This window comes from Hungatella sp. SL.1.14 (assembly GCF_024460495.1).
Taxonomy (GTDB): Bacteria; Bacillota; Clostridia; order Lachnospirales; family Lachnospiraceae; genus Hungatella; species Hungatella hathewayi.
Genome location: NZ_JANFYJ010000024.1, coordinates 92,176 through 111,219, shown reverse-complemented (window position 1 = coordinate 111,219; position 19,044 = coordinate 92,176). Strand labels below are relative to the sequence as shown.

The window sequence follows — 19,044 nt, the reverse complement described above, 5'->3', positions numbered from 1 at the left end:
CGGTGCTGAGCGGCCAGAGTCTTGCAAATGCAGGAAAAGATCTTGGAATTACAAGCCGTCCCGGCTATACGTTTGGAGGCTGGTACACGGGTAAGGGCGGAACAGGAGTACAATTTACGGCAGATACGGCAATTGCCGGCAGTATGATTGTATTCGCAAAGTGGATTCCCAATGACTCAGTCATGGTGACGTATAATAAGGCGGCAGAAGATGCTTCTGATGTCGTACCAAATACGACAGAGACGGTGCTGAGAGGCCAGAGCCTTAAAGATGTAAAGAGGGTACTTGGAAGTACGAGCCGCCCGGGGTATACATTTGAAGGCTGGTATACAGAAGAAAACGGAGGCGGGAAAAAGTTTGATGAAGTGTTTGCAATAAACGAAAACATGACCGTCTATGCGAAGTGGACAGCAAATGAAAAAGTAACGCTGACGTATGATAAAGCGGCAGAAGATGCAGCGGCAGTCATGCCGAATACCGAAGAAACGGTACTGAGTGGCCAGAGTCTTAAAGATGCAGGAAAAGGACTTGGAATCACAAGCCGTCCAGGTTATACGTTTGCAGGCTGGTATACAGAAGCAACCGGTGGAAGACGATTCACCCAGGAAGATAAGATCACGGAAAGCATGACCGTTTATGCGAGATGGACTGCAAATAATAAGGTAGTGCTGACGTATGACAAGGCAGCTGCAGATGCATCGGAAGTCGTGCCGAATACGACAGAAACCGTGCTGAGCGGCCAGAGCCTTACGAATGCAGGAAAAGAACTTGGAAGAACGAGTCGTCCTGGCTATACGTTTGAAGGCTGGTATACAGAAGAGAACGGAGCTGGAAGCGAATTTACAGAAAATGTGGTATTAGAGTCTGATACTACAGTTTATGCCAACTGGAAGATTAAAAAAGATTTATACAAAGAAATAAATTATTATTATGATGATATTCAAGCTCCTTTGGAAACAATAAAAAGCAATTCTGCGACTTTTGGTGAACTGATATTGCAAAATATTACGGTTCAGGATGAGGTAACGTGGGTAGATGGAAAACACTATGCTTTAGACAAGATTATCGGAAAAGATAAAGTAGTATCAGAAAATGCAGATGATAACATTGTCAATATCTACTACGCCCTTGACGAAATAGGCACTGGACCGGATCCTGATAAGCCGGACCAGATTCCTGATAAGTACCAGATAACCTTTACGTATACTGCAGATACCAATGGTAAGGTAGAGGGACGCTTGAAAGAAGTTGTTACAAGGGAAAAAGCAACAGATGGAAGTTTCAGTACCACGAATCCAGCTTATCCGGAGGCACTGGTGACAGCAACGGCAGATAGCGGCTACAGTTTCCAGAATTGGACCTCCAGTGAGGTGGGAGAAGCTGCTGGAAAACCAGTAAGTACATTTGCATCTGAAGCAGATATCAAGAAAGCTGGTTTTACAACAGATTCAGTTTTCACAGCACATTTTTATGCAAAAGATGATACAACATACAGAGTAGAATACTACTACGAATCTCAGGGCAAGTATCCTGCATCTACAGATAGTTTCGAAATAAGAACTGGTAAAACCGATGCGTCCGTATCTGTTACAGATAACGATAAAGCGAAAAACGGATATGTATATGATACGACAGCGTCAAATGTGGAAAGCGGAATTGTTAAGGGAGATAACAGTCTGGTATTAAAACTCTACTTTAAGCAACAGTTTACAGTAACGTATCAGCCGGGAGATCATGCGTTCTTTACAGAACAAGTGATCGGTGGAATTTCTTACGGTGATAAGACGCCGGAATTTACAGGTGAAATGAATATAACCGGAAGATATGTATTCGATGGTTGGAAACCGTCTGTTGCAGGAACGGTAACAGAAAATGCGGTTTATGTAGCACAGTGGAGATATACTGGCGGCAGTGACGGTGGCGGAGGCGGAAACACTCCGAATCCTAATAAGCCATTCGTTCCGGAAGGCCCTGCCGGCGGAACGGTAACTGTTGAGCCGGGAGATGTGCCTTTGGCTAATCTGCCTGAAGGCGGACCAACAGATAATTTAATCCTGATTGATGATGGCAACGTACCGCTTGCAGGTCTTCCAAAGACCGGTGATCGCGCAGGAGCACATGCAGGATTAGCAGCACTGCTTTCTGGATTCTTGTTGGCAGCGTTTACAGTGTTGAGCAATAGGAAGAAGGAAGAAGAAAAGTAAATAGTTAAAAAGCAATATAAAAAATGGCGGCGGCCTGACAGAGTTTATAATCTGTCAGGCCGCCGCTATTTTTATCCTGTTTTTTTAGAAACATAATTTAATATTATTTATTGCCTGAAAGCGAAAAAATGCTTAAAAAGCTATGCGAATTTTTGCAGTGTGTCCAACAAACCCGCATGAAATCAAGGTTTGCATATATGCATTAAAAGTCCCGTTACGCTTTGCAACGTGCGCTTCCAATCAGGATCATTCTCTAAGGCGGTAAAGTTTCCCCGTATTCAGCGCCCGTAAGGGCGCGTAACCACTCTGCCCTGCTTGCTGCTATTGGAAACAACTAGATTAAGTAGTGTGCCTTATACCAATATGACGTAACTAAGTCAGCACTATGAATCTATAATTTAGTTTATCATATAGAATACCATCAAGTATCAAACCTTTTCAATTCGACAAGAGATTTGTTTCGATACACCAAGTCCGTTCTTGAAGTGAATCCTTGTGCTTCCCAAAAAGAGTTTCCGTTTTCATTCCTATCAAACACTACGAGTGCTACCTTGGTAATACCTATATTTTCAAGAGCCGTCATAGCGGTATCTACAAGTTGGGTAGCAATGCCTTGATGACGATAAGAGGGTAAAACAGCAGTGTGGTATATAAATCCTCTGCGGCCATCGTTGCCAGCCATAATAACCCCAATGAGGGCGTTATTCTCTACTGCAACAAAGCAAGTATCTGGATTTCTGTTCAGAAACCGTTCCACTCCTTTTTTTGAATCATCAATATCATTTAACCCCATTCCCTTGCAAGACATCCACAAATCATATATAGCCGTGTAGTCATCAATTTCCATAATTCTTATATCCATTTAACAATTTCCTCCTGATTTTCAACTTGTTGAGTCCGCCGTATCTGCCAAAGGTGTATATATTTTATTCTAAAGCTGCGCTTTGTAAAAGTCAACTTGAGAGCGACATAGTTAAAAACTGTTTTTTATCTAAAATATTTCATGGCAGTTTCTTTTAAAGAAAGATATTTCAAATCTAACCTCTTAGTAACTCCCCCAACAGTTACGTTTGATTTAGAACTGATTTTCAATAATTGATTGATAATTTGTAAGATTGGAGTCGATTATCATAAAAAGTTGAAAGTTGTGAGAGTATAAAATGAAGATACAGATTAAATATAAGATTGATATTGTGTAGAATAAAATGTAGAAATAAAATATAAAAACAAATAAAAAGATAGAAAATTAATAATAGTACATATAATTTATTTTATTGTATGGTTGAATTGAATTTTTATAGTCAAAATATCATGATGTCTTACAAAAATATTAATTATAAGAGCATTATACTGTAGTGTGGTCACAAACTGGTTACATTTCAAGAATTTTCCATAATTTATTTTCTTTTTTTAGCTTTCCTGTATATCAGACGGTGCGGATTAAAACCCATAAAATAAATTATAGGAAGGTGGACAATTTGTCAATAGCAAAAATGAGTATGATCCATAATTCATATCGTTATTTTACTATTTCCGTAGATAAATATCAGGACCGATGTATGAAGGGGGTTATCTATCATGCAGGAAAAACTCCGGGAATCCGTTTTGATAATTTCCTCGAAATGGTGATACATATGAATCGCATCTTTGACAGTATGGCGTGTCCAAAGCAGGCGATGGAATTGAGACAATTTTCAAATGTTGAATATCCCGAACCGGCAATCCGGGAATGTAACCGCTACCAGAATGGCAGACTGGCAACGTTCCAGGTATACGTGAAGTTTCGATACAACGCCAGCTGGCAGGGAGATATTACCTGGCTGGAAGGTGAGCAGACTGAAAGCTTTGAGAGTCTGCTCCAGATGCTTCAGTTGATTGACAGAATATTTACTGGTCAATCGGAAATGGAGAAGGACATTAAGATTACCAGAGTCTGCCAGATAGCTGTTAATTCCTCTGAAAAGGGTCTGCTAATAGGAAGGGTACAGAACGCAGTTATTAATCGTTTGGAGAAGTTTAAGGGAACGATTGGCCTGGCAGATGCAATGGTACGTCTGTTTGAGGCAGGGGAGGGAGATCATGATTCCGGAAAAATCATCTCAGAGGAAACATGGGATTCCTATCGTTTAGGTGGGAAGGAAGCAACATTCCTGATAAAAATCCTGTTCAGGGAACACTCAACCTGGCAGGGAATCATTTACTGGCGTGAAACCGGTAAAAGGCAGGCTTTCAGAAGCTTTTTGGAAATGGTTATATTGATGGCTTCTGCATTGGAAAGCGGTAAGAAAAGGAGTGAGTGCGAAGATAGATCTATTACAACTAATAATAGAAAGAAAGTCCTGATGGAGGGCTAAGGAAGGAGAAAAAGTATGAAAGGACTTAGAAAAAAGTTCAGACGAGGGCTTGCCGCGTTCCTGGCATTTGTTCTGACCATGACATCGGTTAATACGGTATCATTGGCAGATGTAACAAATGCATTAGAGACAGAAAAGGCTACCTTTGTCATGAGCGGAGAAGATATCGTAGAATCCGCTCAGGCTGCTATTGACAGCGGCAGCACCTTTACTTACGAGGATCTCGGAATCGAGGAGACAGGAAGTACAGCTAAAGAGTATCAGAAGCTATTTACAAATGGCACTGTATATGAAATCGCCCCTTCTTATGACCTGGATGAAGAGGAAAATGCAGACGGAGCGAATCTTCGGATGTTTATTCGGGTAAAAGGTGAAACAGAGGGGTATCAGATCACTGGAGAGGAAGAAATTATTTTCCTTTACATCAATGATTCTGAATCCAAAATTGCATTTCGTTCCAGAATCGATGACTATGTAACGGATAAGGTTACGGTTAAAGGGAATTCTTCTTTTGCAGAAACCGAAAAGCCGGCACTTGATGAGAATGGAAATGCATTGGAGGGAGATAAGCCAGCCCAGAATCAGGAGGAAGCCACTGCTCCCGAAGAGGAAAACGGAAGTGTAGAAGAGACGAAGGAGCCAGAAACAGAGGCACCGACACAAGTTCCGGAAACAGAAGAATCGATACAGGAACCTGAGACAGAAGCACCAGTGCAGGAACCGGAAACAACAGCTCCTGCAAAAGAGCCGGAGACAGAAGCGCCCACACAGGAAGAAATAGAAAAGCCAACGCAGGCTCCGGTACAGGAACCAGAGACTCAGGCTCCGGAAACTGAGGCTGTAACACAGGCCCCGGAAGTACAGGAACCAGAAACAGAAGCACCTGCACAGGAACCGGAAACGGAGGCACCGGCACCGGAAGCAGAGACAGCAGCACCGGATACAGCCAATGAAACTGCATCGATTATAAGGAATAAAACCTTCACTTTAACAACTGCAATGGAAGCAGCTCCAGGAGAATCAGATGTATCAATTGTAGATGAAGAGATACCGAAAGCGGATAGTCCGAAGCTGGATCCGGAAGGAAATAATTCTTCAGAAAGCCCTGCAGCCGTAAGTACAGGAAGCAATGCAGATAAAGGTGATCACGCCGATTCTGGAGAGAATAAACCTTCAGAGAAGATCGAAGGCAAGACCTATGGTCATGTATTGCTCAATGAAGAGAGCTATGCGAAAGCATATGTAACGACTCTTAATAAAATGGGGGTATCTGTTGAAGTAACGGAAGGATTAACTCTTACGATTCATCACAATGCGTTTTATAATGATGAAGATATATCGGAAGATGAAGTGATTAGAGGGCTGAAAGCAGGAGATGTGATCAATCCAGCCGATTATGCGTGGGAAAAAGATACGCTTACCTATTTGGGCAGTATACCGGATCAGATAACAATCAGTGATGAAGCAGATAATAAAATTGAATTGTTTTATGATGAGATTCCGATAGAAAAGGAAGAAGACGAAGTACAAATTCTGAATGCTGTGCCAAGAAATTATTACCGATCGAGACTTTCAGATGATAATACGACGCCTGGTAAAGTGTTTCCTACCAAAACAGCAGAATGGGTAGACGAAGAAAATGGTATTGCTAAAATTGACTTCACTATCTATGGAAATCCTGTTCGTAAGGGCAGTGATGTTATTTTAATAGTCGATAGCTCAGGAAGTATGGCAGGAACTAAATGGTCGACGGCCAAAAGTGGAGCGAAAGGGTTTGTAGACAATTTATACGGAGCGGTCGATGGAGTTCCGTCAGATAATCGAATTGCTATCGTTGATTTTGATAGCAGTGCCAAAGCTTATCCGGGTATCAATAATTCGACACAAACATTTTTAAAAGCGGATGATAAGATTGAGGTTGGCGATAGAAGACCTGTAACCTATTCTGCGAAAGATTATTTCAAAACTTATGTCCTGGATAATCAAATGAGTGCTTCTGGGGGTACAAATTATGATTATGCTTTCCAGGCTGCTCAGAAAATAATTGATAACCGAACGGATACTTCCAGGCCTGTATACATTGTTTTCATGAGTGATGGTGAGCCTCGCAATAATGCCATGTCACCCTACCATGACGGCCAGGCTGAGGCAGCTGAATTAAGAGCGCAAGGAGTAACGATTTATTCAATTGGTCTAAATATTGGAACAACCAATTTTAATAGATTTATCGTTCCATTAGCCTCTGATCCAGCCTCAACTTACGCAAAAAATATAGTTAACACAGGTGATCTGGTAGGCATCTACGACGCCATTGCCAGTTCCATTAAAATCGCCGGAACCGAAGCAACCATCACCGACGTAATCAATACAGAAGCCTTCGAGATTGCAGCGGACTACAACAATGGCATGTGGTATGAAGCAAGCACAGGTACCGTAAGTAAAAGTTCAGACAATAAAACGGTTACATGGGATTTTGGCAATATTTCTGCCAATAAGGAAACACTTACTATCTATATTAAAGTAAAAGATACCGTGCCGGGCGGAACCGCACCGGATACGAACAAAGAAGCCAGAGTCGATTATACGGATCCTGATGAACAGTCACAGACTCAGGATATCCCAAGCCCCAATCTGGCGGTTGGAGATGTTGGTACCATTACATTAAACTACTATCTGGTTAATGAAAATGGTGTTACAATCAATGGAACCGGTGAAGTGATTGATTTCGAACGCCGTCAGCAGCTGGGGACACAGCTCTATGGAGATGCACCTCAGAAGTTTGGCAGCTATTCCGTCCCGGCGCCGTCAACCATAGAATATAATGGCATTCAATATCAGTATGTGGCAGCGAGTGCAGACCATGATGGAAGCAGCAGTCCTGCAAATGTAGAACTGAGTCCTGCTAAAAAGGCAGTTCATTTATACTATGGATATCAGCAAATCAAAGATGTCACAGTAACCTTTAATGGAAATGGAGGTACGCCAAGCGCAGACAGTGTGACAGTACCGAAAGATACTTCTTTGGGCAGCCAGATTGCAACTGCGGAACGTGATGATCACAATTTCCTCGGCTGGAATACACAGCCGGATGGTACAGGAAGTTCCTTTACTTCTAATACCATCGTTACAGATGACATCACTGTATACGCGCAGTGGCAGAAAAAGCAGGCGCTGACCATTAAGGCTTCTGATGTAGAAAAAGTTTATAATGGTGAAACGCAGTCTGTATCAGCAGAAGGTTACGAATGGAGCGGCTTAAAGGCAGGTCATAAAATTAAAGAAATTGAAGCCATCGGTTCTGGCCGCGATGTGAAAGACGGCGGCTATCCGATCAACTTAACAGGCACTGCGAAAATTGTAAATGACTCAGATGTAGATGTAACAAAAGAATATACAATTACAACAGAGCCGGGAACTTTGACTATTTTACCGAAAGCAGTGACGATTACGGTAGATAACAGTTCTAAGTATTATAATTCCAATGACCCGGTTTTCACCGGTAAGGTAGAAGGTCTTGTAAACCAAACGGATCTTGGCAATGTAACATATGTGAGAACGAATAAAGCTGAGGACGTAGGCGTTTATGAAAAGGTACTTGCTGCTAAGTATATTGAAAATAAGAACTATGCAGTAACGGAGACCAGAGGCAATTTTGAAATTAAAGTAGCTACGATACCGGGTGCTTCGTTAACAGCGAAGGGCGGCAGCTGGCCATATGACGGAAACGCACATTATGCGGCGGCAAGTCTTAATAAGGCGGATGGCTATACCGTATACTACAAAGTAAAAGACGGTGAATGGACAATCGATCCGCCAAGCGTGACCAATGTGTCGGAAGGCGTTGTAACCGTATCTGTAAAAGCGACACGAAAGGGCTATGTGGATCTGGTGACTGATGATGTCAAGTTACAGATCACAAAGAAGCCGGTGACTATCACTGTAAAAAATGCTGAAAAGACCTTTGGTGAAACGGATCCTGTTTTTGAAGGAACGGTACAGGGGCTTGTAAATAAAACAGATCTCGGTGAAGTCACTTATAAAAGAACGAATAGTACCGAAAATGTAGGAACCTATAAGGAAGTCCTGATTCCAGAGTACAAAGAAAACACCAATTATAACGTAACTGTAAATAAAGGTGACTTTACGATAAAACCGGCAAAGGATCCGGAAGCAGACTTAAAGATAGCCGGCGGCAGTTGGGTATATGACGGAAAAGAGCACAAAGTTAAGCTGAATGTCATAGATTCTGCACTGGCGGCTCTCAAGAGATATAAAATTGAATACAGTACCGATGGAGGCCTGACCTGGTCGAAGGAAGTACCGGGAGTCACGAATGTAACCGACGGAACAATTACTGTAATTGCCAGAGGAACACGTGAAGGCTATGAAACGCTGGTATCAAACACAGCCGATTTGTCGATTACTCCGGCTCCGGTAACGATTGAGGTTGATGATGCATTTAAGTATTTTGGAGAGAATGATCCCGACTTTACAGGAACGCCAAAAGGGCTTGTAAAGGCCGGAGACATCGGAACCATAACTTACAGCAGAACCAATAAAGATGAAGATGTAGGTGTATATTTGGAAGTATTGACTGCATCTTATACTCCAAATACCAATTACGATGTAACCATAGATGAAGGTGATTTCGAAATCAAAAAAGCATCGATCGAGGGTGCTGTACTGACAGCAGTTGGCGGAGAATGGACTTATGACGGAGATGCACATGCGGCAAAGGCCAGTTTAGAGAATGCATCTGGGTATACAATCTATTATAAGACCGGAAACAGTGAATGGACTACTGCAGCACCAAGTGTGACAAATGTAGCAGAAGGTACTGTAACAGTATCTGTAAAAGCAGACCGGTATGGATATGAAACACTGGAGGCAGACGATATAACACTTAAAATTCTGCCCAGAGATGTGACTATTCAGGTCGCGGATGCAGAGAAGTTCTTCGATAAGCAGGATCCGGCATTTAGTGGAACCGTGTCCGGATTAGTAAAAGCAGGGGATATTGGAACTGTAACATATTTCAGAGAAAACACGGCGGAAGAAGTTGGTAAGTATCCAGAAGTGTTGTCTGCAGACTATACACAAAATGACAACTATACTGTCTATGTGAAAAAAGGCAATTTTGAAATCAAGACGGCGACGATGGAAGGCGCTTCATTAGAAGCAGCCGGAGGAAGCTGGACGTACGATGGAGAAACGCATTACGCACAGGCAAAACTTACAAACGCTGATGGCTATACCATCTATTATCAGGTGGGGAATGGCGAATGGAAGACGGAAATACCAGGCGTCACCAACGTATCAGAGGGTGAATTAACTGTATCAGTGAAGGCAGTGAAAGATGGCTATGTAGATCTTGTGACCGAGGATGTCAAACTTGTCATTACGCCAAGAGAAGCCACGATCGTTGTAAGTGATGCAGAAAAGTTCTTCGATGAAAATGATCCGTTATTTAGTGGAACAGTGAATAATCTGGTAAAGACGGGCGACTTGGGAACTGTTAGATATTACAGAACCAATGATGAAGAGGCAGTAGGAACTTATACCGAAGTATTAACGGCAGATTATACCGCCAACGACAACTATCATGTAAGCGTACAGAATGGCGACTTTACGATTAAGACCGCTTCTATTGCGGGGGCAGAATTAACTGCGACCGGAGGAAGCTGGATCTACGACGGCGCGGCCCATGCAGCAGCCGGAGAAGTAGAGAACGCATCCGGCTATACGGTTTACTACAAAGTCGGAAACGGCGGGTGGACCACAGATGCCCCGAGTGTCACCAATGTAGCGGACGGAATTGTGACGGTATCTGTAAAAGCAACCAGAACCGGTTATGAAGACCTGACAGCTGCCCCGGTTACACTGGAAATTATTCCAAAGGACGTAACGATTATCGTTGATCCTGCGGAGAAGTTCTTTGATGAGGCGGATCCGAAGTTTACAGGAACCGTGACAGGACTTGTAAAGGATGGCGATTTAACAGGGCTGACCTATATCAGAACAAACGATGATGAGGAGGTCGGCATTTATGAGGGAGTACTTGCAGCGGCCTATATCCAAAACGCGAACTACAATGTAACCGAGCATAAGGGAACGTTTGAAATCAAGACAGCGACCATAAAGGATGCCAAAGTGACGGCAGCCGGAGGAAGCTGGGTATATGATGGAAACGCACATGCGGCTACTGCATCTCTTAGAAATGCAGATGGATATACCATTTACTACAAAGCCGGTAACGGCGACTGGACCACAGCTGCCCCGAGTGTCACCAATGTGGCAGATGGAATTGTAACCGTATCCGTCAAGGCAACAAAGACCGGATATACAGATTTAACAACAGAAGATGTAACCATTCAGATTACAAAGAAGCCTGCGGCCATTACGGTAAACAATGCGGAGAAGTTCTTTAACGAGGCAGATCCGGTATTTACCGGAAGCGTAACAGGACTGGTAGCGGACGGCGATCTCGGAAGAGTAACCTATGTGAGAACCAATGATGCATCAGGCGTGGGAACGTATGAGAAGGTGCTGGATGCCGTTTACACAGACAACACAAACTACGAAGTAACCGTAAAACGCGGCGACTTTAAGATTAAGGAAGCGAAGGACCCGGAGGCAGAGCTTAAGATTGCCGGAGGAAGCTGGATCTATGACGGTAAAGAGCACAAAGTTAAACTGGACGTCATCGATTCCGTTCTGGCAACGCTGAAGAGATATAAGATCGAATACAGTACGGACGGAGGAAATACCTGGTCTGAGACTGTACCGGGAGTCACCAATGTAGCAGAAGGAACCGTAACTGTAACCGCAAGAGGAACCCGTGAAGGTTATGAGACTCTGGTATCCAACGAGACAACGATCCAGATCACAGCCAGAACCGCAACGATCCGGGTAAAGGATGCAGAGAAGTTCTTCGATGAAACGGATCCGATATTTACAGGAACAGAAGAGAACCTGGTAAAAGCAGGGGATCTCGGAACGGTAACCTACAGAAGAACCAACACAGACGAAGCGGTCGGAACGTATCAGAAGGTGCTGACAGCTGAGTATACGCCAAACACCAACTACCTTGTAACTGTCGTAAAGGGAGACTTCGAAATTAAAACAGCCTCCATAGAAGGCGCAAAGGTCAGCGCTGTCGGAGGAAGCTGGATCTATGACGGAGCAGCCCATGCAGCGGAAGCGGTCCTGGAACATGCATCCGGCTACACGGTATATTACAAAGCCGGTAACGGAGACTGGACCACAGAGGCCCCGAGTGTGACCAATGTACTGGAAGGAACCGTAACGGTATCCGTAAAGGCGACGAGAAGCGGCTATGCAGATTTAATGACAGACGATGTAACCTTAAAGATTACACCGAGGGAAGCCACGATTACAGTGGATCATGCAGATAAGTTCTTTGATGAGCAGGATCCGGATTTTACCGGAACAACAGCAAACCTTGTCGCATCGGGAGATCTGGGAACCGTAACGTATAAGAGAACCAACACAGATGAGGCAGTCGGAACGTATCAGAAGGTACTGACCGCAGAATATGAGTCAAACAGCAACTACGTTGTAATTGTAGAAAAGGGAGACTTTACCATTAAGACGGCAATCATAGAAGATGCGGTGCTGACAGCAGCCGGAGGAAGCTGGATCTATGACGGAATGGCCCACGAAGCAAAAGCAGAGCTTACTAATGCACCTGGCTATACGATCTACTATAAGACAGGAAACGGCGAATGGAGTACAACAGCTCCGAGTGTAACCAACGTGGACGATGGAACCGTAACGGTATCTGTGAAGGCGACGAGAACCGGTTATGAGGATTTAGCAGCTGAAGATGTGACGATCACCATCACAGCAAGGCCGGCAACGATTGTTGTAGACAACAAGTCAAAATCTTATAGTGATATTGACCCGTTATTTACCGGTCAGATTCAGGGATTGATTGCCGACGGAGATTTAGGCAGTGTGGTTTACCACAGAATTGATGCGGATAAGAACAAAGAGGCGGTTGGTGCAGATATTACATTGACTGCAAGCTACCGTGAAAATTCCAACTATAAGGTAGAAGTTAAAAACGGCAAGCTGAACATTACTGCGTTAAATACTAACACGGTGAATGTGACAGGAGAGACAGTAACTTATGATGGAAAGACACATGGACTGAGAGAAGTGACAGCGCTGAAGGAAGGTTCCACCATTCTTTATTCGGTGGATAACCAGAACTTTAGTGAGACAGCACCTGTATTTACAGAAGCAGGGAATCATACAGTCTATGTAAAGGCTGTTAATCCAAATTATGATGACACGGCAGTTGTAACAGGTATTGTAGTCATTCAGAAACGAGAGATAACAATTACGGCAGCCAGTGCGGAACGGAGATACAATGGATTAGAGTTAACCGCACCGACAGCGGCCATTACGAATGGAACGCTTGCAGACGGCCAGGTTCTGGGATCAGTCAAAGTGACAGGTTCACAGACGGCGGTTGGCAGCAGCCAGAATGTAGCCAGCGATGCAGTGATTGTGGCGAATGATGAGGAAGTTACAGCTAATTATCACATCACTTATCTGGCAGGTACTCTTAGAGTAACGTCAGGCAGCAGCGGAGGTGATAACGGCGGCGGAGGCGGAGATACTCCGAATCCTAATAAGCCATACGTTCCGGGAGGTCCTGGAACTGTAACGATTGAACCGGGCGAAGTACCGTTGGCGAATTTACCTGAGGGCAGCCCGACAGACAACTTAGTTCTGATCGATGATGGCAACGTACCGCTTGCAGGTCTTCCTAAGACCGGCGACCGTGCAGGAGCGCATGCAGGTCTGGCGGCAGTGCTTTCCGGATTCCTGATGGCAGCATTTGCAGTGCTGAGCAGCAAGAAGAAAGAAGAGAACTAACGCCCAGAACTAAAAAATAAGAAGATATAAAAGGCGGCGGCCTGGCAGATAATCACTTCTGTCAGGCCGCCGCCTTCTGTATCCATTCATTTCTGTTTCACTATTTTTCGGTCAGCATCTCTACCTGCGCCACCACCTGGCTGATATAAGCGCTCAAAGGAAGCTCTTCGCAGCCTACCACGTAATGATTGCACTTATTTACCGGTATCAGGATTTTCTTTGCCTGGCTGGAACCGATGGCTTCCGCCATGGCCGGCGTGATCTCACCGAGCAGTGAGTTGGGGATTACGATGCCGATCGGGCCGATAATAATGTCTGCGCTCCGGCTGGCCACTACCACGGGATTTTCACCGGTTGCACCGGCGTCGGCACCGGCTTTCAGCATGGATGAGGTAGCGATGGAGTTTGTTCCGATCGCTGTTATTTCAAGTTCCGGATGGGATTTTTTTAACTGGACGATAACGGCATGTCCCATTTTGCCGCCCTGTCCGTCAATTACGATAAGTTTCATTTGTACATTCCTCTTCATTGTAAGATTTCTTTATCATTATAAAGCATTCCCATCGGGTTTACAAGAACGGTTACGCGAGTCTTCTTTCCCTGTTTACGGAATGACTTACCTTGTAGTATAATTAAAACTATCAATGCGGAGGTACATAACAGATCCGCAATCACAGAAACAGGAGGAAGTTATCATGTATGTAGAAAACAAAAATGTTCCGCTTACAGACTTAGGCGGCGGTGTGGTGCGAAAGGTTCTGGCATACAGTGAGAATTTAATGAATGTGGAACTGAAGTTTGAAAAAGGAGCCATCGGCGCCAAACACAGCCATCCTCATGAGCAGATCGGCTATATCATCTCGGGTTCCCTGTTATTTCAGGAGGAGGGAAAGGAAGATAAAGTTCTGGTAACAGGAGACAGCTACTATGTAGAGCCGAATGCAGTACATGGCGTGGTGGCGTTGGAAGACACCATGCTGCTGGATATCTTTACACCGATGAGAAAAGATTTTGTGGAATAAGGAATCAAAACAAAAAAGAATCGTAGAAAAAGAATTATAAAAAAGAAGCCCGGAAGTACATACATATCTACCGGACTTCTTTTTTTCGTGCGGCTTCCTTATTTCTCCTTATGAGGCAGTCTGCCGCGCAGAAAGCGTTTCTTTAGTTTGTTCCAGTTAAACGGTATCAGCGGATAGATATAGCTCTTTCCCGCGATCGTCTTATTAAATATGACCGCGCAGACGGAGAGGATGACTCCGATGGCAAAGCCCCAGTAATTAAAGACGGCGGTAAGGACCAGCAGGATCATTCGCATGAATTTGAATGCATAGCCCAGTTCGAAGCTGGCCTGGGAATAGTTTGCAACGGTGACGAAGGCCATATAGAGCATGGTTTCGCTGTTGAACCAGCCGGATTTTACGGAGTATTCCCCCAGAACGATACCGGCGATCACACTGAGCGGTGTGGTCAGCATACTGGGCGTATTGACGGCGGCCAGCCTCAGACCGTCGATGGCAAACTCCAGTATGAGCAGCTGAAAGATAAGCGGCACATGGGGCGGCTCAGACAATTGAATGAACTCCAGCCAGGATGGGATGACATCCGGATTCTGCATCAGCAGCAGCCACAGCGGCGTTAAATAAAGTGTCAGCACGGAGATGGCCATACGTGACAGACGCAGATAGGTTCCCGTTACCGGAGGGAAATAGTAATCGTCGGCCTCCTCGATGATATCGAAGACAGATGAGGGCAGAATCATGGCGGCAGGAGAGTTATCTACCAGAATAATGATGTTTCCCTCCAGGATTGAGGCGGCCGCAGTGTCAGGGCGTTCGGAGAATTTAAACTTTGGAAATGGATTATACCATTTATGCGGATAAAGGCATTCCGCCAGGCTTTCCTGGTTCATGGTCAGCGCGTCTACTTCCAGTTTATTGATCCTGTCCTTGATCATGGCCAGAAGCTTTTCATCTATCCGGCCCTGCATGTAGCAGAGGGCGATATCGGTGTGAGAACTCTCTCCGGCGCTGGTAATCTCCATGGTAAGCTTCGGATCGCGGATACGGCGGCGGATCAGGGCCGTGTTGAAAATAAGAGTTTCCACAAACCCGTCACGGGAACCGCGAAGCACCTTGTCCTTTTCCGGTTCCGATACGCCGCGGGCCGGATAGGTGCGGCAGTCGATGGTGAAGCAGCAGTCATATCCATCGATAAACAGGCATGACACACCCATGAGAAGCTGGCCGATCATCTCAGAATCACTCCTGACCAGTCCGACCTCTCCATAGGGCAGGTATTTTTTTGAAAATGCGTGGGCGTCTTCCGGCATGGCGTCTTCCTTCAGCGTTGAAAATGCCTGAAGAATCTTTAACCATACCTCGTCTTTGGTGAAGCCATCTATAAAATAGAGACAGGCCTCCCGCCCACCCACATGGATGACCCGGTAGACGACGTCGAAATTCGTGTCCACATTCAATTTTTCTTTCAGATAAGACATGTTATCAGAAAGCTTACTGGAAAAGTCCATATCATGGTCTCCTTTTTACTGTATTGGTAGTCCGCGGATTCCGCGGCAATGGAAGGGAATTGGTGATAAAGAAAGTATGCGCATTTTTGGTGAAAATATGTTTCATGAAAATGTGTACGCATGACAAAGACGTTTTTGCATACATTGTATAAAAAATTGCGATAATGATTCTTCCAGTCCCGTCCTTTTTTGGTGAAATACACTAAAATGATTGACTTTTTCCAGTATTGATGTTATGATTGTCCATGTGAGAAGCACAAAGGGGTGCCTTGCATGTATGATTTCAGGCATGGGGATGCCAGAATTGTATAAACTTAATAATGTGACGGTTTTAGATCGTGACGAAGGACTGCTTTCTGTGGGGGATAAGCAGTCCTTTTTTGTATATTAAAAACGTGCTCCTGTGACATCAAAAAGCCGTTCGGCAGATTTCCTTCTGAACATGAAAAAAAACGCCGGAACCTTATAAAAGAAAGGTTACCGGCGGTTTCGCCATGGAGACAACAGGGCTCGAACCTGCGACCTTCTACACGTCAAGCAGATGCTCTCCCAGCTGAGCTATATCTCCATACCGCTATTTTAATCGATAAGGGCAAAAAAATCAATAGTAAGAATAAAATTTTTTAAGTTGTCTTAATTTGTATTGATGGAAGCGGGAATTTTACATATAATAGCATTAGACTGCTTCAGATAAGACAAGGAGAGGAGCTTTTTACGATGTGGAGGAAATTAAGGAAGAACAGGCGTTTTCGAACAGTTATGACGACGGTGGCGGTTATTGGTTCCGCGCTGCTTCAGACATTCGTCATTCAGGCGTTCATAAGGCCGGCAGGGCTGCTGTCCGGCGGATTTACGGGAATTGCGATCCTGATTGACCGGGTGACCTCCCTGTTCGGCGTCAATATATCGACTTCCCTGGCCATGGTGATTTTGAATATTCCGGTGGCCTGGGCCTGCAGCAGGAGCATCAGCCGGCGGTTTACATTTTTTTCACTGCTCCAGGTATTTCTGGCCAGTATTTTTTTGAAGCTCTTTCACTTTTCTCCGATTTTCGAGGATGTGATTTTGAATGTGATTTACGGAGGCGTACTGTACGGATTCTGTATCGTGCTGGCTTTAAGAGGCAATGCGTCCACAGGCGGAACGGACTTCATTGCCCTTTACGTATCCAATAAGACCGGGAATTCCATCTGGAGCTATGTATTTGCCGGAAACGTGGTGCTTCTGTGCATCTTTGGTGCCATTTTCGGCTGGGATTACGCAGGGTACTCCATCCTGTTCCAGTTTGTGTCCACGATGATTGTGTCTACGTTCCATCACCGCTATGAGCGGGTGACGATGCAGATTACCACCTCCAAAGGTCCGGAGATCACGAACGCTTACGTAAAGACCTTCCGGCACGGCATATCCTGTGTGGATGCCATCGGAGGCTACAGCAAAAAACACATGTACCTGCTTCATACCGTGGTGTCCTCCTACGAGGTGGAGGATATCATCACTCTGCTTCACGAGGTGGACGACCATGTAATCGTCAATATGTTCCGGACCCAGCAGTTTTACGGCGGTTTTTACCGTGCCCCGATGGAATAGGGCCAATCCTGTTTTTAACGGTTCCGTCTGCGGAATCCATACCAGTGGTATTTTTTCAGCTTGGAAAACCAGTTAAAATAAAAGAAAAACAGGATAGAAGTGATAACCCATGTCAGCGGGTAGCTGAAAATAACAGTCTGAATCGTCGGGCGAAGCGGTACCGCGGCCCAAATCCAGACGACACGCAGCGCACAGACGCCCAGGCAGGTGATGATCATGGGAATCCAGCAGTCACCGACGCCTCGCAGGGAGCCGGAATAGATCTCGATGCAGACGTAGGTGAAGAAGGTCGGAACGAGATACTGCAGGATCTCGGTTCCTTTTTCGATCACCGCCGCGTCTGTTGTGAACAGCAGGTAAATATAGCTTCCGCCGCAGTACAGCAGGATGCTTAACAGGAAGGTGGCGGCAAAGCTCATGGCCAGACACACGTGTACTCCCTTATGAACCCTGTCCTTTTTCCCGGCGCCGTAGTTCTGTCCCACGAAGGTGGTGACGGAGATACCAAAGGCGTTTATGATCATCCAGAATACACTGTCGATCTTGCCGTAGGCGGTCCAGGCTGCGATGGTATCGGTTCCCAGCGCGTTGACGCTGGACTGTATGATGACATTGGAGGCGGAGTACATGACAGACTGAAGCCCTGCAGGGAAGCCGATCTGGATAATCCGCTTCAGCATGTCCAGATCCAGCCGGATGGACTTTGGAATCAGGTGGTACGATTCCTTCGTCTTCATCAGTACGATGATCACCAGCACGGCGCTGACTAACTGGGAGAGGATGGTGGCCAGTGCGGCTCCCATAACGCCCATGTGCAGGCAGACGACGAAGACGATGTCCAGGATAATATTGGTAAAGCAGCTGGCAATCAGGAAGTACAGCGGCCGTTTTGAGTCCCCGATCGCCCGCAGGATACCGGCTCCCATATTATAGATCAGGTTCCCGATGACTCCCAGAAAATAGATTCTCATGTACAGGACCGCATGATTTAGGATGTCGTCCGGAGTTCCCATGGCGGATAAGGCCCACGGCGCGCCGGCCACGCCGATGACCATGAGCACGATGCCTCCGGCAATGGAAAATGCGATCGATGTATGGACCGCCCTGCTTACCCGGTCCGGCTGTTTGGCGCCGTAAAACTGGGAAATAATTACGGTGGCGCCGGAAGAAAGCCCTACGAAGAATCCCACAAGAAGATTGATCAGGGTTCCCGTAGGACCTCCTACGGCCGCCAGTGCTTCCTTCCCAACGAAGCGCCCTACAATCACGGCATCAGCGGTGTTGTAGAGCTGCTGGAAAAACGTTCCGAATAAAATTGGAAAGAAAAACAGAAGAAGCTGTTTCCAGATTACTCCTTCTGTAATTTGATTCTGCCCTATGGCATTCTGTGTCCTGCTTTTCTGACTCATATCCCGTTCCTCTTACTGTAAAAAATTATGTATTCTGATCTCATTATACA

At 45.3% G+C, this 19,044-nt stretch carries 9 protein-coding genes and 1 tRNA gene; 5 read left to right on the top strand and 5 right to left on the bottom strand.

Annotated features, from left to right (window positions below; all coding sequences use genetic code 11):
• Positions 1–2,204, top strand: a 2,204-nt coding sequence (locus tag NE473_RS22890) for a doubled motif LPXTG anchor domain-containing protein (protein ID WP_256265393.1), incomplete at its 5' end; no start/stop codon positions are given.
• Positions 2,205–2,625: 421 nt separating this feature from the next.
• Here NE473_RS22890 and NE473_RS22885 read toward each other — a convergent pair.
• Positions 2,626–3,066: a GNAT family N-acetyltransferase gene (locus NE473_RS22885; RefSeq protein WP_055652493.1), complete on the bottom strand. Its 441-nt coding sequence runs from the start codon at positions 3,064–3,066 to the stop codon at positions 2,626–2,628.
• A 616-nt stretch (positions 3,067–3,682) separates the two neighbouring features.
• On the opposite strand from NE473_RS22885, the gene NE473_RS22880 reads away from it, so the two are divergent.
• Together NE473_RS22880 and NE473_RS22875 are read left to right on the top strand one after the other, a co-directional pair.
• The gene (locus NE473_RS22880; protein WP_055651256.1) at positions 3,683–4,558 is read left to right on the top strand and encodes a hypothetical protein; all 876 of its coding nucleotides are present in this window, start codon (positions 3,683–3,685) and stop codon (positions 4,556–4,558) included.
• Positions 4,559–4,573: 15 nt separating this feature from the next.
• Positions 4,574–13,465, top strand: coding sequence for a doubled motif LPXTG anchor domain-containing protein (locus tag NE473_RS22875; protein WP_256265392.1), 8,892 nt, complete (start codon positions 4,574–4,576; stop codon positions 13,463–13,465).
• A 100-nt stretch (positions 13,466–13,565) separates the two neighbouring features.
• Here NE473_RS22875 and NE473_RS22870 read toward each other — a convergent pair whose 3' ends face one another.
• On the bottom strand, positions 13,566–13,976 hold the full coding sequence (locus NE473_RS22870) for a DUF3842 family protein (RefSeq protein WP_081034964.1): 411 nt from the start codon (positions 13,974–13,976) through the stop codon (positions 13,566–13,568).
• Between the two features lie 184 nt (positions 13,977–14,160).
• On the opposite strand from NE473_RS22870, the gene NE473_RS22865 reads away from it, so the two are divergent.
• Positions 14,161–14,487, top strand: coding sequence for a cupin domain-containing protein (locus NE473_RS22865; protein WP_022031041.1), 327 nt, complete (start codon positions 14,161–14,163; stop codon positions 14,485–14,487).
• A gap of 98 nt (positions 14,488–14,585) precedes the next feature.
• On the opposite strand, the gene NE473_RS22860 is transcribed toward NE473_RS22865, so the two are convergent.
• Together NE473_RS22860 and NE473_RS22855 are read right to left on the bottom strand one after the other, a co-directional pair.
• Positions 14,586–15,995, bottom strand: a complete 1,410-nt coding sequence (locus NE473_RS22860) for a spore germination protein (protein ID WP_055651253.1) — start codon at positions 15,993–15,995, stop codon at positions 14,586–14,588.
• 495 nt (positions 15,996–16,490) lie between these two features.
• Positions 16,491–16,563: transfer RNA gene (locus NE473_RS22855), tRNA-Val, on the bottom strand.
• A gap of 149 nt (positions 16,564–16,712) precedes the next feature.
• Here NE473_RS22855 and NE473_RS22850 point away from each other — a divergent pair.
• The gene (locus tag NE473_RS22850; protein ID WP_006772272.1) at positions 16,713–17,585 is read left to right on the top strand and encodes a YitT family protein; all 873 of its coding nucleotides are present in this window, start codon (positions 16,713–16,715) and stop codon (positions 17,583–17,585) included.
• Between the two features lie 14 nt (positions 17,586–17,599).
• Here NE473_RS22850 and NE473_RS22845 read toward each other — a convergent pair whose 3' ends face one another.
• Complete coding sequence (locus NE473_RS22845) at positions 17,600–18,994, bottom strand: MATE family efflux transporter (RefSeq protein ID WP_006772273.1); 1,395 nt, start codon at positions 18,992–18,994, stop codon at positions 17,600–17,602.
• Positions 18,995–19,044: the final 50 nt, after the last annotated feature.